The organism is Duganella vulcania, from assembly GCF_009857655.1.
In the GTDB taxonomy this organism is placed as follows: domain Bacteria; phylum Pseudomonadota; class Gammaproteobacteria; order Burkholderiales; family Burkholderiaceae_D; genus Rugamonas; species Rugamonas vulcania.
Map to the genome: position 1 here is coordinate 42,560 of NZ_WWCX01000007.1, position 18,355 is coordinate 60,914.

The window sequence follows — 18,355 nt, forward strand, 5'->3', positions numbered from 1 at the left end:
TCCTTCGTTAGTCGAGGATGTAGTCTACCTCCGCTTGCGTGCGCGGCGGCGCGAGCTTGCCCGGGCATTTGCAAGTCATTTGTGGGTCCGACAAGATTAACTTTCTCCCTGCGGTTGTCGATATTCCATCGATGACGCTTTTATCTACAGGAAGAAAGCATCATGTCAGTCACTAGCACATATACGTTCTTACAAGGGTACTTCAACGGCCTGTTCGTCGGCCAGAATACCGTCAGCGCAGCCGATCAGATATTCACCGAGTCGCCTCCGGGCAGTGTCGTCTTCACGGTCCATCGGCCCAGCGGTGAACAACTGGTCGATCTCGGCAAACTGATTAACACCGACGCCAACGTCGGCATGGTCGCCAAGCACCTGATTTCAGCCGGTGCTTCGCTCACCAGCGGCCTACGCGTGCAGGGCACGCCGTGGATTAACGTTCCCTACTTTATCCAGTCGCCTGCCGCGCACAAACCTTCCGACATGCTAGCCAGGGTCAATTTCGATTTTCATATCGAGACGCCTTTCCCTTGCTCGGATATCGACGGCACCATTTCGGTGTTCCTGTTCGTGTTCCTCGACAGCCAGAAGCATCTGCATGTGACGATCGACGGCACCTGGTTCTCGTTCGAGGGCGGTGCGCCTTTCTGCGCCGGTAAAGCTTCCGATGGACTGAAGGCCGCCTTGCCCGGGGTACGCAAGGAAATCCAGGCGCTGCTGCCGCCGCTGACGTCGGCCATCGCCAACGTCAAGTTCGCCAATATTTACTTCTTGCCCGGCGATGGTAAAAAAACCGCCGGCGCTTTCGTGGAAGATGCCAGCAACGATGCGTCGCTCGGCCTGCTCTTAGCTTAAAAGGAAAATGAAAATGGATAAGGATCAAAAACTGGCCAACGACATCAGTGCCCTGCTGCGTGAGGCAGGCTACACCGGCCTGAATGTGCACACCGACCAAAGCGGTACGCAACTTAACGCCACTCGCGAACGTGGCGGCGTGATGGTTCAGGTGTCGCCGGACATGAAGAAAGCCAGCCGCCGCACCGAAGGCGGCGGCGCCGAAGCGCACACCGAGCGGCTCGATGTGCACGAGGTGCCCGTAATGGAAGGCCTGGAGCAGAAGCTGCGCGCCAATCCCGGATTGGCCAAGGCCATGGGCATCCCGGCCGCGCATCTGAAGTACATCATGTAGCTCGCTTCGATCCGGCCTGGCCCGCGTGATGGGCGGGGCTGGATTGCGCCGCGCATGTCATCAGCTGCTGCGCCAGGGCTTCGATCTCCGGCGCCACCGGTGCGCCCAGCGCGCTCAATGCCATGCGCTGGTAGCGCCGGTAAACCGCCAGGCCTTCCTCGAAACTGGCGTCGTCCAGATGGATGCGCATCAGGTCCGTGCTCAGGGCCTTGCAGTACGGGTCGGCCTCCAGTGCGCGTTCCAGCAGTTGTGCGGCGGCTGCGGTGTTGCCGGCGCGGGCCAGCTGGCGGCCTGCTTCACCCAGCGCGCGCGCCAGCTTGCCGCGCCATAGTTCGCGTCGCGCCAACAGCCACGGCGCGCTTTCCCCATGCAGCAATTCTCCCCGGTACAGCGACAGCGCCTGCGTGGCCGCCGCCAGCAGCGGGGCTTCGTGCGATGCGGCGGCATCGCCGGCGGCGCTCCTTTCCTGCATCAGCGTTTGCAGGCGCGCCAGCAGGCGGTCCAGTGCAGCTGTGTCGCTCCAGCAGCGCTGCGGCGCCAGCGACAGCGCTCCCTGTTCCAGCACGATGCTGCCGGCGCCCACCGTCGTCCGCAGGCGCGACAGCGTGGTCTCCAGTGCGTGGCGCGCGGTGTCGCCGTCGGCGTCCGGCCATAGCAGCTCGGCGGCGCGGTCCAGCGATATGCTGGCCGGCGCGTGGGCCGCGATCAGTTTCAGGATGTCGAGCTGGCGGTGCTTGGATTTGCCTTGCGAGCGCAGAGGCTCGCCGTCGATGCGCAGCTCGAACCCGCCGAAGACGCGCACCTGCACCGGCCATGGCCAGTGGTCGCCAGCGTCTTCCGGCGGCGCCAGGCGCCAGGCGCGTATCAGCGCGTTGGCCGCGTCGGGGACGAGGCCGGCCGCCAGCGCGTGCGCGCACAGCGGCTGCAGGATGTGCGGCGTGGCGAAGGTCAGGTAGCTGCCCTGCGATGAGAAGTGGTACAGCGCGCGGCGCAGCTTTTCCTGCGCCAGCAGCAGCTGCGCCGGTTGCGTGCGTTGCAGCTGCTGCAGCGGTTGCGCCTTGCCGTCGGCGCCGGTGATCAGCAGCCATGCTTCCAGCAGGTCGGCCCAGGTGGCGGCCAGTGGCGAGTTGTAGTCGGCGGCGTGCCGGCGCAGGACGGCCGTTTCGGCCGCGCAGCGGTCGCGGTCCAGCAGCGTGTAGGCGACGCAGCTGGCGGCCTGCGCGTAGACTTCATACGGGATGCTGCCGAAGCGCAGTGCCGCTTCGTGCGCCAGGCGCGCGTGTTCCAGCGCGCCATGGCCGTCGCCCCGGCAGCTGGCCAGCCAGGTCTGCGTCAGCTGCAGGTGGGCCACCAGGTTGTGGTGCTGCGCCGGCGTTTGCTCGGCGATCTCGGTGGTGGCGGCGGCGGCTTTGTCGAGTTCTCCGCGCAGCAGGCAGGAGGCGGCGTACAGCAGCACATAGTGCGCGTCCATGATGCGGATGCCGCTGCTTTCCGAACTGGCGCGGCAGGCGGCGAAGGTGGCGTCGAAGCGGGCGTGGTCCATGCCCACCAGCGCATCGTACAGTTGCACCAGGTGCGACAGGTAGCGCGCGTACGGCGGCAGCGCGGAAGCTTCCGGCAGCGCGTCCAGCAGCACCCGCACCTTGCGCACGGCGGCGTAGCGGCCGGACTGGTAGTAGTGCTGGCCCAGCATCGCGCCCAGCCTCACCTTCAGCGTGGGATCGGCCGGCTGGCGCAGCACTTCGAGCGCGCGCAGCTCCCACAGGTCCATGTCCTGGTGGCCGGGATCGGTCATGAACAAGCCGCTCCACATGCTGTGCGTCAGGTGGGCTTTCAGGCCGGGATCGGGCAGCTGGTCGTAGTCCTGCGCCGGGTCCACATGCTGCTGCAGGAAGGCGCGCAGCGGCTGTTCGGCGGCGCCGTCGAAGAAGTAGGAGCTGATGATGGCGCTCAGCGCCAGGAAGCGGTGCATCGGCCGGTTCTGCTCCGTGAATGCCTCCAGCGCCTTGAGCAGCGCGGCGCGGGCGCGCGCGGTGTCGCTCATGAACACCGCGAGGCCCAGCCAGTAGTGGTGCCACGCGCCGCGATGCGCTTCGGGCAGGGCGTCGATCCAGCGCGCCAGCGTGGTGTGGCGTGCGCTGGCCAGCATCGCCTCGGCGCGCGCTTCGATCAGGCCCGCCGCGCGTTCGGGCATGCCGTGTTCCAGTGCCAGCTTGATGGCGGCGTCGCCGCTGCCGTCGGCCAGCAGGGTGTCGACGCAGCCGGCGATCCAGGCGTGGCGCTGCGCCTCGTCGATGCGGGTGGCGGCCCACTTGCGCAGGAAGCCCTGGAACAGCGGATGCAGCGCGTACTGGCGGCCGGGATATTCGTAGATCAGCGCTCCCTGCGCGGCCAGGCGGGCCACGATGTCGGCCGCGTGCGGCGCGCCGGACAGCGTGGCCGCCCACGCGCCGCTGAAGTTCGGCAGCCAGCACACGGCCAGCAGCGTGGCGCTTTCCTCGTCGCTGTAGGCGCTGAACACTTCCTCGGCCAGGTAGCCGACCATCGCTTCCGACAGCACATCCTCCGCGGCCAGCGCGGCGCCGGGCCGGCGCTTGAGCCACGAGGCCACCAGCGCGATGCCGGCCGCCCAGCCGCGCGTGAAGTTGTAGACGCTGTCGGCGACGGTGTCGGCGTGGCCGACGCCCAGCACGTTGAGCAGGACTTCGGTTTCGTCGCGGCTGAAGGCCAGCGCGGCGCTGTCCAGTTCATGCATGTCGCCGTGCGCCAGCAGGCGCGCGCAGGCCGACGGCGGCAGCGCGCGGCTCAGCACCACCACCTTGCTGGCCGGCGGCAGCTCGGTCGCCAGCGTCTCGAGGAACTGGCGGAAGAAGGGGGCGTCCTGGCAGCGGTGGGCGTCGTCCATGACGATGCGGCTGGCCGGCGCCAGCGCCGCGCCCAGCGAGCGTGCATACAGCCGCAGGTAGCCCTGCAGCGCCGGCAGGTGTTCGCGCAGCAGCGGCGGCGGTTGCCAGTCCGGCGCCACGCCGCCGTTGACGATGGCCTGTTCGAAGTAGAGCAGGAAGCTGGCCGGGTCGATGTCGGCTTCGTCCAGCCGCAGCCAGGCCACGGTGGGGCCGGCGGCCTGGCAGAACTCCAGTCCCAGACTGGTCTTGCCGGAACCGGCCGGCGCGGCGATCCAGGTCAGCGTGGCAGGGGAGTCGAGCACCGTCTGCACGGCGCTGCTGCGGCCGATCAGGCGGGCGACGGGGCGGGAGGTCTTGGCGAGTGAGGCCATGGTGGCGGTTCCTTGAGGCGGATTGCGCAGGAACAACCAGTTTAATTCTGAATGCCAAAAGAACAAATCTTAAATTTCGACAACTATCGTGGTGCAAGGGGCGGGCATGGTCATGCCGCCCCTTGCTTCCCCGCTTACACCGGATCGACCTTGTTGGTCAGCGTGAAGTGCGCCTCGGCGTAGTTGTCGCCGTCGACGAACATCCACCAGGTGCCGGTCTTGTTCGGCCCGACGGTGAACGGCGCCAGATGGCCTTCCTGGTAGTTGTCGCCGTCGGCGTAGCCCTCGCCGTAGCAGCGCAGCGTGGCCTTGACCTGGATGACGTCATTGGCCAGCAGGTCCAGCGTCAGGATCAGGCGGCCCATCGCGTCGTCGGCCACCTGGTCGAACACCTTGACCGCGTGGGTGCTGGACGACGGCCCCAGTTGCGCGATGCTGTAGAAATCACCGACGCTGTGCGGATACGCGGCGGCGGCGAATTCATAATCGGTGGTCGCCATCCAGCCGTCGATGGTCAGGCGGCGGAACCAGTGCGGCGGCGGCTGCAGGTCCAGCGTCATGTTCGCGGTCTGGTTGGCCGCCACCGTCACCGAGGCGCTGCCATGCAGCTCCTGCTTCTCGGCCGTCACCAGCACGCTGCCGACCGGTACGCCGGTGAGCGTGAAGCTGCCGTCGGCCGCCGTGTGGGTGAACTGGTTCTGCGAGATTTGCACGCTGACGCCGGCCGCCGGCTTGCCCTCGTAATGCACCACGCCGTGCAGCGTGCCGGTCTGCGCCACCTTCTTCCATTTGTAGATGGTCACTTCCTCCCAGCGCGCCGGCCGGTAGATCAGCGGCTCGCAATAGCCGTACAGCGGCGCGTCGAAGAAGCACAGGTTGGCGGGGCTGACGGCGTTGGCGTCGCCGGTGTGGCGCCATGCGTCGGAGTCCTTGGCGTCGGTGTCGCACCAGTCGGAGGCGAAGGCGTTGAGCATCTGGTTGGCGGTATCGTCGGCGGCGTCGGTCAGCGCGTTGCCGAACCAGCCGGCGCTCTCCAGCACCATTTCGTGGATCTTCGAGTACAGCACCTCGCCGGCGGCGATGCGCTCGTCCGACTGGTAGAGATACAGGCCGTCCGGCGTGGACGGCGTGATGCCGGCGCCGGCGGCCAGGTCGCTCTGTTCCAGCATGCCGCCTTCCATCGGCACGCCGGACTGCCTGATCGACATCCACAGCAGCGACGAGCACACGGTCGGGAAGGTGTTGGCGGCCCACTTGGCGCTGGCCGGTGCCTTGTCGGTCAGGCCGATGGCGGGATTGGTGTAGCAGAAGAAGCGGTAGTGGCTCTTGCCGGCCTGCTGCGCGGCGAAATCGGCGATGCCGTGCAGCGTCTGGCGAATCTCCAGCGTTTCCTTCAGCGGATCGGGTTTGACCACCATGGCCGGCACGATCTCCGGCGCCACGCCGCCCAGGTCCAGCTTCGATTCGATGGTGGCGAAGCCGGCGATCGAGTGCTTCTTGCCGGTCTCGGGATCGACCATGTCCTCGCCGTCGACCGCGTGTTCGACGGTCTGCGTGACCACGCCCGGCCACAGGTATTTGAGCACGTCGGGACGGGCGCCGTCGCTGCCGATGAATTCGATCAGCCGGTCTTCCGACGCGGTGGAGTGGGTGATCTCGTCGCGGTTGCGGGTCATGATGCCGGAGTGCGAGTAGCGCTGCGGCGGCGTCACCGTCTGCAGCACGGCGGAGATCAGGCTGCCGTTGCTGGGGTTGAGGATCAAGTCGCCCTTCTTGGCGTTCATGAAGCGCGGCGGCATCTGCATCCAGCGTTTTTCCTGGGTCGGCATGCAGTACATGCCGTCGGGGATGTGGTCCGGCATATTCCACGGATCGCACTCCTGGCCCTCGACCGCGAATGGCGGCTCCATGTGCTTCTCCATCGCCGTCAACGTGTGTGCCGGCTGCAGCGCGCTGGCCAGTGCGGCCGGCATGCGGCTCACGCCCGCTTGCAGCATGCCGTAGCTGCCCAGGCGCGCCACTTCGTCCAGCGTGATCAAGCCGGGATTGGCGACCAGCTGGCGGCTGGCCAGGTCGCTCAGCAAGGCCTGCGCGTTGGCTTTGACCAGCAGCTTCCTGCTCATGTGCTGCGGCAGGTCGAAGTGCGCGCTGACGCGCACCGGCAGGCCATTCGGCGCTGTGCCGCGATAGTGCACGCTGAAGGCGATGGCCTGCTTCGGCAGCTGCGCTTTCGGGATGACGACGTCGATGCGGGTCGCGGCCTGCGCCTTCAGCACGACGGCGCTGGCGGTGGCCGGGCGCAGTTCGAATTCGCGCGGGCTGTCTTCATAGGCCAGTTCCAGCTGCATGCTGCTCAAGGTCAGGTTGCTGGCTTCGGGATTGCGCACGACGAAGCTGGCGCGGTAGCTGCCGTCGATGAACTGGGCGCTGAAATCGCTGCTCTCGACCGGCGGCTGCAGCACGCCGCGCTGGCGCGCCAGGAAGTAGGGATTGGCCACGCTGACGCTGCGCTGGATGGTGCGCGCCGCCTCGCCCGGCTGCTGCACCGTCACCTGCACGTGGAACACCGTGTGCGGCCGGTTGGGGTTGAGCTGCGCGGAGAAGTCATGCTGCAGCGTGGGATGCGTGCTGCCCAGCGCGACGGCGCCCAGCTGCCAGTTGTAGACGGCGGCCGTGGCGCCACCGCCCATGTTGATGGCGGCGCGCGGCGGCGTGGTGGTCAGGATGGGATGGCTGGCGGCGTCGCGCGCGGGGATGGTCAATGCGCTCATCGCGGTCTTGCGCGGCACGATGGGGCCAGTTGGAACGGCCGGAGTGCGCGGCTTGATCTCGATGCGCGGACGCGGCGTGCCCTGGGTGCGGCGCTCGGGCGCGTTCTGCACCGTCAGTATCATCGTGGTGGGATTGTGGGGCGCGCTGCGCACCGTCAGCATCGGCGGCTGCTTGCCATCGGCGGGGGCGTTGATCTGGACTTCGGCCTTGAGCTTCTCGATGGCGCCGCGTTTGCCGGCGACGACGTTGATGGTCTTCTTGCCGGCCCGGTTCCAGACCAGGTACTGCTTGGAGCCGGGCACGCCGTTGATGCTGATGTTGGCGCTTTCGGTGTTGTCGTAGGACTGGCCGTTCGGCGCTTTCACTTCGACGCAGACGCTGTCGCCGATGGCGGCCACGGTTGGCGTGCAGACGACGGAACCAAGCAGCGGGGTTGGGGCGGTTGGTGCTTGCAACATGGGAACTCCTGTGGACATTGGGAATGGTTGTGTCAGGCCTGTTTTCGGCGGGCCTGGTGTTCCCAGTGTCGTGCGGAGCGTCCCACAAATCGCTCACAAATGCGTTATTCGGTCTTCTTCACCACCGCGTAGCGTTCCAGCGTGCGCTTGCGCGCCTCGTCGTGCATGACCAGCGGATCGGGATAGTCCAGCGGCAGCATGCGCGGCACCAGCCACGGCGCGTGGATTTCCTTGTCGCTCAAATCCTTCAGCTGCGGCAGGTAGCGGCGAATGAACTTGCCCGAGGCGTCGAACTTCTCCGATTGCGTGACCGGATTGAAGATGCGGAAGTAGGGCTGGGCGTCGCAGCCGGACGACGATGCCCACTGCCAGCCGCCGTTGTTGGAGGCCAGGTCGAAGTCGTTCAGGTGCTGCGCGAAGTAGGCCTCGCCACGGCGCCAATCGATGCCCAGGTCCTTGATCAGGAAGCAGGCCGTCACCATGCGCAGGCGGTTGTGCATGTAGCCGGTCTGGTTCAGCTGCGCCATGGCGGCGTCCACCAGCGGATAGCCGGTGCGGCCTTCGCACCAGGCGGCGAACAGCTCGTCCGCGTGCGGGCCGGTCTCCCACTCGATGGCGTCGTAGGCCGGCTTGTAGGACCCGCCCACCACGTGCGGGTTGTGGTACAGGATCATGGCGTAAAACTCGCGCCAGATCAATTCCGCCAGCCAGACCGGCGCGCCTTCGCCGCCGGCGCCACGCGCCATCAGGTCCAGCACGGTGCGCACCAGATGCCGCACCGACAGCGTGCCGAAGCGGAAGTGGATCGACAAATAGGACGGTCCCTTCACGGCCGGATAGTCGCGCGCCTCCTTGTAGCCGGCGATGCGGGGCAGGAAGTCCTCCAGCAGCGCGGCGGCGCCGGACATGCCGGTCGGGATCTTCAGCGCGGCCAGGTTGCTGGGCTCGAAGCCGAGCTCGGCCAGCGTCGGCAGGGCCGGGGCGTTGGCCGGGGCCGGCGCCAGGCGCGCGGCGTGTGGCTCCACGTGATAGGGCGCCAGCACCGACGGGTCCGCTTCCAGCTTCTTCAGCCAGGCGTTCTTGTACGGCGTGAACACCGAGAACACGCCGCCGGTCTGCGACAGCACTTCGCTCTTCTCGAAGATCACCTGGTCCTTGCAGCTGACGAAGCGGCGGCCATCGGCCTTCAGCGCCTGCTCGACGGCGGCGTCGCGGGCGATGGCTTGCGGCTCGTAGTCGTGGTTGCAGTACACGGCGTCCACGCCCAGTTCGGCAGCCAGGGCAGGGATCGCGTCCGCCGGATCGGCATGGCGCACGATCAGGTGGCCGCCCAGCTGTCCTAGCTCCGCGGCCACTTCGGCGATGCTGGCATGGATGAAGTCGACCCGCCGGTCGCGGCGCGGCAGGCCGTCCAGGATGGTGGTGTCATAGACAAAAACGCAATACACGCGAGCGCTGTCCTGCAGGGCTCGGTGCAGGGCTGCATGGTCGAAAACCCGCAAATCGCGGCGCAGCCAGAGTAGGGAGGAATTCAGTTTCATTGAGTCTGTGTCAATCTCGTGTGGGAACTCAAACGTGGCCGCATCCGCAATTCAGTGTAAACTAGCGGTTAGACAGAGTTGCTAGCCGCGCGAATACTACAGTAATTGTCAGCAGCACAGAAAGAACCACGCATATGAAGAAAAGCAAAATCGGCCAAACTCTCCCTGTACCCGGCATGCTCCAGGAAGCCGGCGATCCGTTGGAAGCCCCAGGCGCCGGCGCCACCGCCACCCTGAACCTGGCAAATCATTTCCTGATTGCAATGCCTTCCATGCAAGATCCGGTGTTTGGCGGGACTGTCGTGTACGTGTGCGAGCACAATGAAAACGGCGTGCTGGGCGTGGTCATCAACAAACCCACCGACATGACGATGGAAGTGCTGTTCGAGCGCATCGACCTCAAGCTCGAGTCCAATGTCGACGTCGACGCCCCCATCATGTTCGGCGGCCCCGTCCAGGACGACCGCGGCTTCGTGCTGCACACGCCGGGCACCCGCTATTCGTCGTCGCTGACGGTGACCGAGGACGTGGCCTTCACCACCTCGATCGACGTGCTGGAGGCCGTGGCCGCCGGCGAAGGTCCGCCGCGCATGCTGGTGTCGATCGGCTATTCGGGCTGGAGCCCGGGCCAGCTGGAGGACGAGATCAGCCGCAACGGCTGGCTGACCGTGGGCGCCGATCCCGATATCCTGTTCAAGCTGCCGATCGAGGAGCGCTACACGGCCGCCATGCGCCTGCTGGGCATCGATCCGCTGATGCTGACCTCGGAGGCCGGGCATGCATAAGGTGCCAGGCTAACCGTGACCATCGAGACCATCTTCGCATTCGATTTCGGCGTCAAGCGCATCGGCGTCGCCATGGGCAACACCATGATCCGCCAGGCCGAGCCAGTCAAGGTGATCGCCGCCGTCGACAACGCCACCCGCTTTGCCGACATCCAGGCGCTGCTGGACGAGTGGAAGCCGGCGCGGCTGGTGGTCGGCCTGCCCATGCATCCCGACGGCGCCGAGCACGAGATGACGGCGCGCGCCCGCAAGTTCGCCAACCAGCTGCACGGCCGCTTCAACCTGCCGGTGGAGCTGGTGGACGAACGCTATTCCTCGGCCGTGATCACGGCCAAGCGCGGCGAGGTCATCGACGACCGCGCCGCCGCCATCATCCTGCAACAATATTTCGACACTCATTAAACCCATGTCCACACTGAATCCCCACCAACTCGACGCCGAAGCGCTGTACGCGACCTTGCTGGCCGACGTCAAAGCCGGCCTGGCCGGCGTGGCCGATGTCGCCATCGTCGGCATCCACTCCGGCGGCGCCTGGATCGCCGAGCGCCTCGCGGCCGACCTCGGCCTGTCCGCCCGCTGCGGCGTGCTGGACGTGTCCTTCTACCGCGACGACTACGCCAAGAAGGGCCTGCCGGCCGACATCAAGCCGACCAACATCGGCTTCGACGTGGCGGCCGCCAACATCCTGCTGGTGGACGACGTGCTGTACACCGGCCGCACCACGCGCGCCGCGATCAACGAGCTGTTCGACTACGGCCGCCCGGCGCGCATCATGCTGGCCGCGCTGGTCGACCGCGGCGAGCGCCAGCTGCCGGTGGCGGCCGACTTCGTCGCCGGCCACGTGCAGGTGCCGCCGGGTCAGGCGCTGGTGCTCAAGCGCGCCGACGATGGAAAATTCACGCTAACCATAGAATACGTTTAGAGCTAAACCTTATGCTTAATCCGCAACTGAATAAACACGGCGAACTCCAGCACCTGCTGTCGATCGAGGGGCTGCCCAAGTCCATCGTCAACCACATCCTGGACACCGCCTCGTCGTTCGTCGGCATCTCCGACCGCGACGTCAAGAAGGTCCCGCTGATGCGCGGCAAATCGGTGTTCAACCTGTTCTTCGAGAACTCCACGCGCACCCGCACCACCTTCGAGATCGCCTCGAAGCGCCTGTCGGCCGACGTGATCAACCTGAACATCCAGGCCTCGTCCGCCAGCAAGGGCGAATCGCTGCTCGACACCATCGACAACCTGTCGGCCATGCACGCCGACATGTTCGTGGTGCGCCACGCGCAATCGGGCGCACCCTACCTGATCGCCAAGCACCTGCACGACACCAAGCAGCCGCATGTCCACGTGGTCAACGCCGGCGACGGCCGCCACGCGCATCCGACCCAGGGCCTGCTGGACATGTACACCATCCGCCACTACAAGAAGGACTTCACCAACCTGACGGTGGCGATCGTCGGCGACATCCTGCACAGCCGCGTGGCGCGTTCCGACATCCACGCGCTGACCACGCTGGGCGTGCCGGAAGTGCGCGCCATCGGCCCGCACACGCTGCTGCCGGGCGGCCTGGAGCAGATGGGCGTGCGCACCTTCACCAACATGGAAGAGGGCTTGAAGGGCGTGGACGTGATCATCATGCTGCGCCTGCAAAACGAGCGCATGAGCGGCGCGCTGCTGCCGTCGGCGCAGGAATACTTCAAGAGCTACGGCCTGACGCCGGAACGGCTGGCGCTGGCCAAGCCGGACGCGATCGTCATGCACCCGGGCCCGATGAACCGCGGCGTCGAGATCGACTCGGCGGTGGCGGACGGCCCGCAGGCGGTGATCCTGCCGCAGGTGACGTTCGGGATTGCGGTACGGATGGCGGTGATGAGCATAGTGGCGGGGACGCAGGGATGAAAGCAGGCATGAAACTTCATATCAAAAACGGCCACCTGATCGATCCGGCCAACGGCATCGATGGCAAACAAGACCTTTACATCGCCGACGGCAAGGTGCTGGCGATTGGCAGCGCACCAGCCGGCTTCACGGCCGACCAGACCATCGACGCGAGCGGCCTGATCGTCTCGCCCGGTTTCGTCGACCTGTCGGCGCGCCTGCGCGAGCCGGGCTACGAATACAAGGCCACGCTGGAATCGGAAATGCAGGCCGCCATGCAAGGCGGCGTGACCAGCCTGATCTGCCCGCCCGACACCGATCCGGTGCTGGACGAGCCGGGCCTGGTCGAGATGCTCAAGCACCGCGCCAAGACGCTGAACCAGGCCAATGTGCACCCGCTGGGCGCGCTGACCGTCGGCCTCAAGGGCCAGGCGCTGACCGAGATGGCCGAGCTGACCGAGGCCGGCTGCATCGGCTTCGCGCAGGCGGAAGAGCCGATCGAGGACTCCAACGTGCTGCTGCGCGCCATGCAGTACGCCAAGACCTTTAACTACACCGTGTGGCTGCGTCCGCAGGACGCACATATCGGCCGCGGCGGCATCGCGGCCAGCGGCCCGCTGGCTTCGCGCCTGGGCCTGTCCGGCGTGCCGGTGATGTCCGAGACCATCGCGCTGCACACGATCTTCGAGCTGATGCGTGCCACCGGCGCCCGCGTGCACCTGTGCCGCATGTCGTCGGCGGCCGGCCTCGAGCTGGTGCGCAACGCCAAGAAGGAAGGCCTGCCGGTCACCTGCGACGTCGGCGCCCACCACATCCACCTGACCGACGCCGACATCGGCTTCTTCGATTCGAACGCGCGCGTGACGCCACCGTTCCGCAGCCAGCGCGACCGCGACGCGATCCGCCTGGGCCTGCTGGACGGCACCATCGACGCGCTGTGCTCGGACCACACGCCGGTCGACGACGACGAGAAGCTGCTGCCGTTCGGCGAAGCCTCGCCCGGCGCCACCGGGTTGGAGCTGCTGCTGTCGCTGGCGCTGAAATGGGCCGACGACTACGCCGCCACGCAGGACACGGGTTCCGTGCGTCCGCTGGCGCGCGCGCTGGCCCGCATCACGTCCGACGCGGCCCGCGTGGCCGGGCTGGACGCCGGCACCTTGTCGGTCGGCGCGGCGGCCGACGTCTGCCTGTTCGATCCGGAGGCGCGCTGGACGGTGGAAGCGTCGGCGCTGGCCAGCCAGGGCAAGCACACGCCTTTCCTCGGCTACAACCTGGCCGGGCAGGTCCGCGCCACCATCGTGGCCGGGCACGTCGCCTTCCAACGCAGCTGATCGGTTTGCATGAAGCTTTCGATGATCTTCCGCCTGGCGCGGGTGTTTCTGCATGTGCTGCGCGGAATGGCGATCTGTGCGACGGTGTTCCCGTGGATCGACCAGGAAAAGCGTAACGGCCACATCCGCCGCTGGTCGACCAGGCTGCTGGCGATGTGCAATGTGACGGTGGAGCAAAGCGTGGGCGTGCCGCTGCTGGACCGCGCGATGGTGGTGGCCAACCACGTGTCGTGGCTGGACATCTTCGTCATCCACAGCCTGCATCCGAGCCACTTCGTGGCCAAGGCCGAGATCCGCTCGTGGCCGCTGGCCGGCTGGCTGGCGGAGAAGGCCGGCACGGTCTTCATCGCGCGCGGCAACCGGCGCGACTTGCGGCACATCTTCAAGGGACTGGTGCACACACTGGAGCGCGGCGAGCGCGTGGCCTTCTTCCCGGAGGGGACCACGGCGGCGCAGGGCAACCTGCTGCCGTTCCACGCCAACCTGTTCGAGGCGGCCATCGACGCCAAGGTGCCGGTGCAGGCCATCGCGCTGTCGTACCGCGATCCTGCGGGCGCCTCGCATCCGTCGGTGGATTTCATCGGCGAGACCACCTTCGCCGAGAGCATCATGCTGATCCTGGACGGCCCGCCGGTGAAGGCGCGCTTGACGATACTGCCGGCCATCGACAGCATCGGCGCGCACCGCCGCGATCTGGCCGAGGCGTCGCACCAGGCCGTCGCCGCCGCGCTGGGCGTGACGGCAACCGCGCACTAGCCTTTCTTGCCGCTGTGTTGGCGGAATTCCGGGCACTGCACCTGCAGCAGGGCCCGGTCTTCCAGGCACACGGCCGACAGCTGCCCGCCCCACACGCAGCCGCTGTCGAGGCCGATCAGATTCGGCTGCATCAGCAGCCCCAGCGCCGACCAGTGGCCGAACACCACTGTCTCCTTGCGGCTGCGCCGGCCCGGCACCTCGAACCACGGCATCAGGCCCGAACCCGGCTCGGCCGTGCCGCTTTCCTTCATCTTGAAATCCATCCTGCCCTCGGCAGTGCAGAAGCGCAGCCGGGTCATCGCGTTGATGATGCAGCGCAGCCGGTCCGCGCCCTGCAGATCGTCGCTCCACTGGTCGGGCAGGTTGCCATACATCTCGGCCAGGAATTCCGCCAGGCCGGGGCTGCGCAGCATCTGCTGCACCTCGCCGGCCAGCGCCATCGCCTGCGCCGCCGTCCATTGCGGCAGCAGCCCGGCGTGCACCAGCACATGGCCCTGGGTGTGGATGGCCAGCGGACGGCGCCGCAGCCAATCGATCAGCTCGTCACGGTCGGGCGCGTGCAGGATCTCGGCCAGCGTGTCAGACTTGTGCTCGGGCCGGATGCCGTAGGCCACCGCCAGCAGGTGCAGGTCATGGTTGCCGAGCACGCTGTCGATGCGGCCGCCGCTGCCCATCGCCAGCGCGCGCACGTGGCGCAAGGTGGCCAGCGAGTCGGGGCCGCGATTGATCAGGTCGCCAGCGAACAGGATGGCGGGCTCGTCCTCGCCGGCGTGTTCGCGGATGCGCTCCAGCATCGCCAGGGCCTGCTCGTGGCAGCCCTGTAAATCCCCGATTACATAGGTTTTCATATGGATGCTCTGTAGTTCGTTGCTTTGGAATCTGAAATACCCTGAAATCAGAGTGCGGGGTGTCGATTTTTGCCCGGTAGCAGGGCAGTTTCACATAAAATCATGCATACGACTAATTTGACTCTTGCAGCGGGATACTAAATGATTTTTGTGACGGGTGGTGCGGGTTTCATCGGCTCGAATTTTGTCCTCGACTGGCTGGCGCAGTCGGACGAGCCAGTTGTCAATTACGATAAGCTGACCTACGCAGGCAATCTGAACAACCTGGCTTCGCTCAAGCAGGACGCGCGTCACCTCTTCGTGCGCGGCGACATCTGCGACCAGGCCCAGGTGCTGGCGCTGTTCCAGCAGCACAAGCCGCGCGCGGTGGTGCACTTCGCCGCCGAGAGCCATGTGGACCGCTCCATCCTCGGGCCGGGCGAGTTCATCAACACCAACATCAACGGCACCTTCAGCCTGCTCGAAGCGGCGCGCGCCTACTGGTCGGCGCTGCCGGAGGACGAGAAGGCCGCGTTCCGCTTCCTGCACGTCTCTACCGACGAGGTGTACGGCACGCTGGGACCGGACGACGCGCCGTTCAGCGAGACCACCGCGTTCGCGCCGAACAGCCCGTATTCGGCCTCGAAGGCCGCGTCCGACCACCTGGTGCGCTCGTATCACCACACCTACGGCCTGCCGGTGCTGACCACCAACTGCTCCAACAACTACGGCCCGTACCACTTCCCGGAAAAACTGATCCCGCTGATCATCGCCAACGCGCAGGCCGGCAAGCCGCTGCCGATCTACGGCGACGGCCAGCAGGTGCGCGACTGGCTGTACGTCAGCGACCACTGCGCTGCGATCCGCCGCGTGCTGGAGGCCGGCCGCCTGGGCGAGACCTACAACGTCGGCGGCTGGAACGAGATGGCCAACCTGGACGTGGTGCACACGCTGTGCGACATGCTGGACAAGCTCAAACCCAAAGCGGACGGCGCCAGCTACCGCGCGCAGATCACCTACGTCAAGGACCGTCCCGGCCACGACCGCCGCTACGCCATCGACGCCCGCAAGCTGGAGCGCGAACTGGGCTGGAAACCGGCCGAGACCTTCCAGACCGGCATCGCCAAGACCGTGCAGTGGTACCTGGACAACCAGGCCTGGGTGGCCGACGTGCAGTCGGGCAGCTACGCCAAGTGGGTGGAAACCAATTACTTTAATCGCGAAGGCCAGCAATGAGCATCCCTAACCGCAAAGGCATTATCCTGGCCGGCGGCTCCGGCACCCGTCTGTACCCGGTGACGATGAGCGTCTCCAAGCAACTGCTGCCGATCTACGACAAGCCGATGATCTACCACCCGCTGACGGTGCTGATGTTGGCGGGCATGACCGAGATCCTGCTGATCTCGACGCCGCAGGACACGCCGCGCTTCCAGGACCTGCTGGGCGACGGCAGCCAGTGGGGCCTGAAGATCAGCTACGCGGTGCAGCCGTCGCCGGACGGGCTGGCGCAGGCCTTCATCATCGGCAAGGACTTCGTCGGCGACTCGCCGTCCGCGCTGATCCTGGGCGATAACATCTACTACGGCAACGACCTGGACGCGCTGCTGCGCCACGCCACCGAGCAGACCGACGGCGCCACCGTGTTTGCCTACCACGTGCAGGACCCGGAACGCTACGGCGTGGTCGAGTTCGACGCCAACCGCACCGCCGTGTCGATCGAGGAAAAGCCGGTCCAGCCGAAATCGAACTACGCCGTCACCGGCCTGTACTTCTACGACAACCAGGTGTGCGACATCGCGGCCAGCATCAAGCCGTCCGCGCGCGGCGAGCTGGAGATCACCGACGTCAACCGCGTCTACCTGGAAAAGCAGCAGCTCAACGTCGAAGTGATGGGGCGCGGCATGGCCTGGCTCGATACCGGCACCCACGAGTCGCTGCTGGACGCCTCGCAGTTCATCGCCACCATTGAAAAGCGCCAGGGCCTGAAAGTGGCTTGCCCGGAAGAGATCGCCTACCGCAAGGGCTATATCGACGCCGCCCAGCTGCGCAAGCTGGCCGAGCCGCTGAAGAAAAACAACTACGGCCAGTACCTGCTGCAAATCCTCGAAGACAAGGTTGTGCCACGATGAATGTGATCGCTACACCGCTGGAGGGCTTGCTGGTGCTGGAGCCGCGCGTGTTCGGCGACGACCGCGGCTTTTTCTACGAAAGCTTCAACGCCCGCCGTTTCGCCGAGCTGACCGGCGTGACGCTGCCGTTCGTGCAGGACAACCATTCGCGCTCGGCCAAGGGCGTGCTGCGCGGCCTGCACTACCAGATCCAGCAGGCGCAGGGCAAGCTGGTGCGCGCCACCGCCGGCAGCGTGTTCGACGTCGCCGTGGATTTGCGCAAGAGCTCGCCGACCTTCGGCCAGTGGTACGGCATCGAACTGTCGGCCGAGAACAAGAAGCAGATGTGGATACCGCCCGGCTTTGCGCACGGCTTCGTGGTCACCAGCGACGCCGCCGAATTCCTCTACAAGACCACCGACTACTGGGCGCCCGAGCACGAGCGCTCGGTGCTGTGGAACGACCCGGCCATCGGCATCGAGTGGCCGGCGCTGGACGCGGCGCCGCTGCTGTCGGCCAAGGACCAGGCCGCCGTGCTGCTGGCCGACGCCGAGGTGTTCGCATGAAGGTGCTGCTGACCGGCAGCACCGGCCAGGTGGGATACGAACTGGTGCGCAGCCTGCAGGGCATCGGCGAGGTGGTGGCGGTGGACCGCAACGTGATGGACTTGTCCGACCTGGACCAGGTGCGCGACGTCATCCGCCGCGAAAAACCCAAGCTGATCGTCAACCCGGCCGCCTACACGGCGGTCGACAAGGCCGAGAGCGAGCCCGAACTGGCGCACCGCATCAACGCCGAGGCGCCGGGCCTGATGGCGCAGGAAGCCAGGCTGCTGGGCGCGGCCATGGTGCACTACTCGACCGACTACGTGTTTGACGGCAGCGCGCCGTCGGCGCGGGTGGAGGACGACCCGACCGGCCCGCTCAATGTCTACGGCGCCAGCAAGCTGGCCGGCGAGCAGGCCATCGCGGCGGCCGGCATTCCGCACCTGATCTTCCGCACCAGCTGGGTGTACGGCATGCGCGGCAAGAACTTCCTGCTGACCATGCTGCGCCTGGCCAGGGAGCGCGACGAACTGCGCGTGGTGGCCGACCAGCATGGCGCGCCGACCTGGAGCCGCACCATCGCCGACACCACCGCGCTGGTGCTGTCGCAAGCCCACGCGGGCGGGCGCGAGTGGTGGGTGCAGAACAGCGGCGTGTATCACCTGAGCGCGCAGGGCCAGACCACCTGGTTCGACTTCACCCGGGCCATCGTCGAGGCGGCCGGGCTGGACTGCCGCGTATTGCCGATCACCAGCGCCGAGTATCCGGTGCCGGCCAGACGCCCGCAGTACTCGGTGATGTCGTCCGAGCGGCTGACGGCGCGCTTCTGCCACTTGCCGGACTGGAAAGAAGCCCTGCGCCTGTGCATGGGCTGAGTTGTATCGGTTGGTA

The 18,355-nt window shown here is 66.6% G+C and carries 16 protein-coding genes; 12 read left to right on the plus strand and 4 right to left on the minus strand.

The window, feature by feature from the left end; genetic code table 11:
* The first annotated feature begins 162 nt into the window (after window positions 1–162).
* Window positions 163–852: a hypothetical protein gene (locus tag GTP90_RS07475; RefSeq protein WP_161082903.1), complete on the plus strand. Its 690-nt coding sequence runs from the start codon at window positions 163–165 to the stop codon at window positions 850–852.
* A gap of 13 nt (window positions 853–865) precedes the next feature.
* Complete coding sequence (locus GTP90_RS07480) at window positions 866–1,186, plus strand: hypothetical protein (protein WP_161082904.1); 321 nt, start codon at window positions 866–868, stop codon at window positions 1,184–1,186.
* On the opposite strand, the gene GTP90_RS07485 is transcribed toward GTP90_RS07480, so the two are convergent.
* The 3 genes from GTP90_RS07485 to GTP90_RS07495 all read right to left on the minus strand — a co-directional run bounded on the left by GTP90_RS07485 (window position 1,179) and on the right by GTP90_RS07495 (window position 9,234).
* Window positions 1,179–4,463, minus strand: a complete 3,285-nt coding sequence (locus GTP90_RS07485) for an AfsR/SARP family transcriptional regulator (protein ID WP_161082905.1) — start codon at window positions 4,461–4,463, stop codon at window positions 1,179–1,181. The two genes, GTP90_RS07480 and GTP90_RS07485, sit on opposite strands and share 8 nt — an antisense overlap.
* Before the next feature lie 134 nt (window positions 4,464–4,597).
* Window positions 4,598–7,693, minus strand: a complete 3,096-nt coding sequence (locus GTP90_RS07490; RefSeq protein ID WP_161082906.1) for a carboxypeptidase-like regulatory domain-containing protein — start codon at window positions 7,691–7,693, stop codon at window positions 4,598–4,600.
* 104 nt (window positions 7,694–7,797) lie between these two features.
* The gene (locus tag GTP90_RS07495; RefSeq protein WP_161082907.1) at window positions 7,798–9,234 is read right to left on the minus strand and encodes a cryptochrome/photolyase family protein; all 1,437 of its coding nucleotides are present in this window, start codon (window positions 9,232–9,234) and stop codon (window positions 7,798–7,800) included.
* 134 nt (window positions 9,235–9,368) lie between these two features.
* Between GTP90_RS07495 and GTP90_RS07500 the strand changes: the two genes are divergently transcribed.
* The 6 genes from GTP90_RS07500 to GTP90_RS07525 are packed head-to-tail and all read left to right on the plus strand — an operon-like array spanning window position 9,369 to window position 13,984.
* Entirely contained in the window at window positions 9,369–10,019 is a 651-nt protein-coding gene (locus GTP90_RS07500) for a YqgE/AlgH family protein (protein ID WP_161082908.1), read from the plus strand.
* A 15-nt stretch (window positions 10,020–10,034) separates the two neighbouring features.
* Complete coding sequence (gene ruvX / locus GTP90_RS07505; RefSeq protein WP_161082909.1) at window positions 10,035–10,421, plus strand: Holliday junction resolvase RuvX; 387 nt, start codon at window positions 10,035–10,037, stop codon at window positions 10,419–10,421.
* A gap of 4 nt (window positions 10,422–10,425) precedes the next feature.
* Window positions 10,426–10,941: a bifunctional pyr operon transcriptional regulator/uracil phosphoribosyltransferase PyrR gene (pyrR, locus tag GTP90_RS07510; RefSeq protein WP_161082910.1), complete on the plus strand. Its 516-nt coding sequence runs from the start codon at window positions 10,426–10,428 to the stop codon at window positions 10,939–10,941.
* Between the two features lie 11 nt (window positions 10,942–10,952).
* Complete coding sequence (locus tag GTP90_RS07515) at window positions 10,953–11,918, plus strand: aspartate carbamoyltransferase catalytic subunit (protein WP_117012038.1); 966 nt, start codon at window positions 10,953–10,955, stop codon at window positions 11,916–11,918.
* 8 nt (window positions 11,919–11,926) lie between these two features.
* On the plus strand, window positions 11,927–13,228 hold the full coding sequence (locus GTP90_RS07520; RefSeq protein WP_161082911.1) for a dihydroorotase: 1,302 nt from the start codon (window positions 11,927–11,929) through the stop codon (window positions 13,226–13,228).
* Between the two features lie 9 nt (window positions 13,229–13,237).
* The gene (locus tag GTP90_RS07525; RefSeq protein ID WP_161082912.1) at window positions 13,238–13,984 is read left to right on the plus strand and encodes a lysophospholipid acyltransferase family protein; all 747 of its coding nucleotides are present in this window, start codon (window positions 13,238–13,240) and stop codon (window positions 13,982–13,984) included.
* On the opposite strand, the gene GTP90_RS07530 is transcribed toward GTP90_RS07525, so the two are convergent.
* Complete coding sequence (locus GTP90_RS07530) at window positions 13,981–14,832, minus strand: symmetrical bis(5'-nucleosyl)-tetraphosphatase (RefSeq protein ID WP_161082913.1); 852 nt, start codon at window positions 14,830–14,832, stop codon at window positions 13,981–13,983. The two genes, GTP90_RS07525 and GTP90_RS07530, sit on opposite strands and share 4 nt — an antisense overlap.
* A 141-nt stretch (window positions 14,833–14,973) precedes the next feature.
* Here GTP90_RS07530 and rfbB point away from each other — a divergent pair, with 141 nt between their 5' ends.
* The 4 genes from rfbB to rfbD are packed head-to-tail and all read left to right on the plus strand — an operon-like array spanning window position 14,974 to window position 18,339.
* Entirely contained in the window at window positions 14,974–16,047 is a 1,074-nt protein-coding gene (rfbB, locus tag GTP90_RS07535) for a dTDP-glucose 4,6-dehydratase (RefSeq protein ID WP_161082914.1), read from the plus strand.
* On the plus strand, window positions 16,044–16,940 hold the full coding sequence (rfbA, locus tag GTP90_RS07540; protein ID WP_161082915.1) for a glucose-1-phosphate thymidylyltransferase RfbA: 897 nt from the start codon (window positions 16,044–16,046) through the stop codon (window positions 16,938–16,940). Before rfbB ends, rfbA begins: the two co-directional genes overlap by 4 nt.
* Window positions 16,937–17,485, plus strand: a complete 549-nt coding sequence (rfbC, locus tag GTP90_RS07545; RefSeq protein ID WP_161082916.1) for a dTDP-4-dehydrorhamnose 3,5-epimerase — start codon at window positions 16,937–16,939, stop codon at window positions 17,483–17,485. Before rfbA ends, rfbC begins: the two co-directional genes overlap by 4 nt.
* Window positions 17,482–18,339: a dTDP-4-dehydrorhamnose reductase gene (gene rfbD, locus GTP90_RS07550; protein ID WP_161082917.1), complete on the plus strand. Its 858-nt coding sequence runs from the start codon at window positions 17,482–17,484 to the stop codon at window positions 18,337–18,339. The genes rfbC and rfbD overlap by 4 nt, the downstream gene beginning before the upstream one ends.
* The last annotated feature ends 16 nt before the right edge of the window (window positions 18,340–18,355 follow it).

Coding starts and splice junctions, on each gene's coding strand:
- GTP90_RS07475 (WP_161082903.1), top strand. CDS start 163: ATGTCAGTCACTAGCACATATACGTTCTTACAAGGGTACTTCAACGGC.
- GTP90_RS07480 (WP_161082904.1), top strand. CDS start 866: ATGGATAAGGATCAAAAACTGGCCAACGACATCAGTGCCCTGCTGCGT.
- GTP90_RS07485 (WP_161082905.1), bottom strand. CDS start 4,463: ATGGCCTCACTCGCCAAGACCTCCCGCCCCGTCGCCCGCCTGATCGGC.
- GTP90_RS07490 (WP_161082906.1), bottom strand. CDS start 7,693: ATGTTGCAAGCACCAACCGCCCCAACCCCGCTGCTTGGTTCCGTCGTC.
- GTP90_RS07495 (WP_161082907.1), bottom strand. CDS start 9,234: ATGAAACTGAATTCCTCCCTACTCTGGCTGCGCCGCGATTTGCGGGTT.
- GTP90_RS07500 (WP_161082908.1), top strand. CDS start 9,369: ATGAAGAAAAGCAAAATCGGCCAAACTCTCCCTGTACCCGGCATGCTC.
- pyrR (WP_161082910.1), top strand. CDS start 10,426: ATGTCCACACTGAATCCCCACCAACTCGACGCCGAAGCGCTGTACGCG.
- GTP90_RS07515 (WP_117012038.1), top strand. CDS start 10,953: ATGCTTAATCCGCAACTGAATAAACACGGCGAACTCCAGCACCTGCTG.
- GTP90_RS07520 (WP_161082911.1), top strand. CDS start 11,927: ATGAAACTTCATATCAAAAACGGCCACCTGATCGATCCGGCCAACGGC.
- GTP90_RS07525 (WP_161082912.1), top strand. CDS start 13,238: ATGAAGCTTTCGATGATCTTCCGCCTGGCGCGGGTGTTTCTGCATGTG.
- GTP90_RS07530 (WP_161082913.1), bottom strand. CDS start 14,832: ATGAAAACCTATGTAATCGGGGATTTACAGGGCTGCCACGAGCAGGCC.
- rfbB (WP_161082914.1), top strand. CDS start 14,974: ATGATTTTTGTGACGGGTGGTGCGGGTTTCATCGGCTCGAATTTTGTC.
- rfbA (WP_161082915.1), top strand. CDS start 16,044: ATGAGCATCCCTAACCGCAAAGGCATTATCCTGGCCGGCGGCTCCGGC.
- rfbC (WP_161082916.1), top strand. CDS start 16,937: ATGAATGTGATCGCTACACCGCTGGAGGGCTTGCTGGTGCTGGAGCCG.
- rfbD (WP_161082917.1), top strand. CDS start 17,482: ATGAAGGTGCTGCTGACCGGCAGCACCGGCCAGGTGGGATACGAACTG.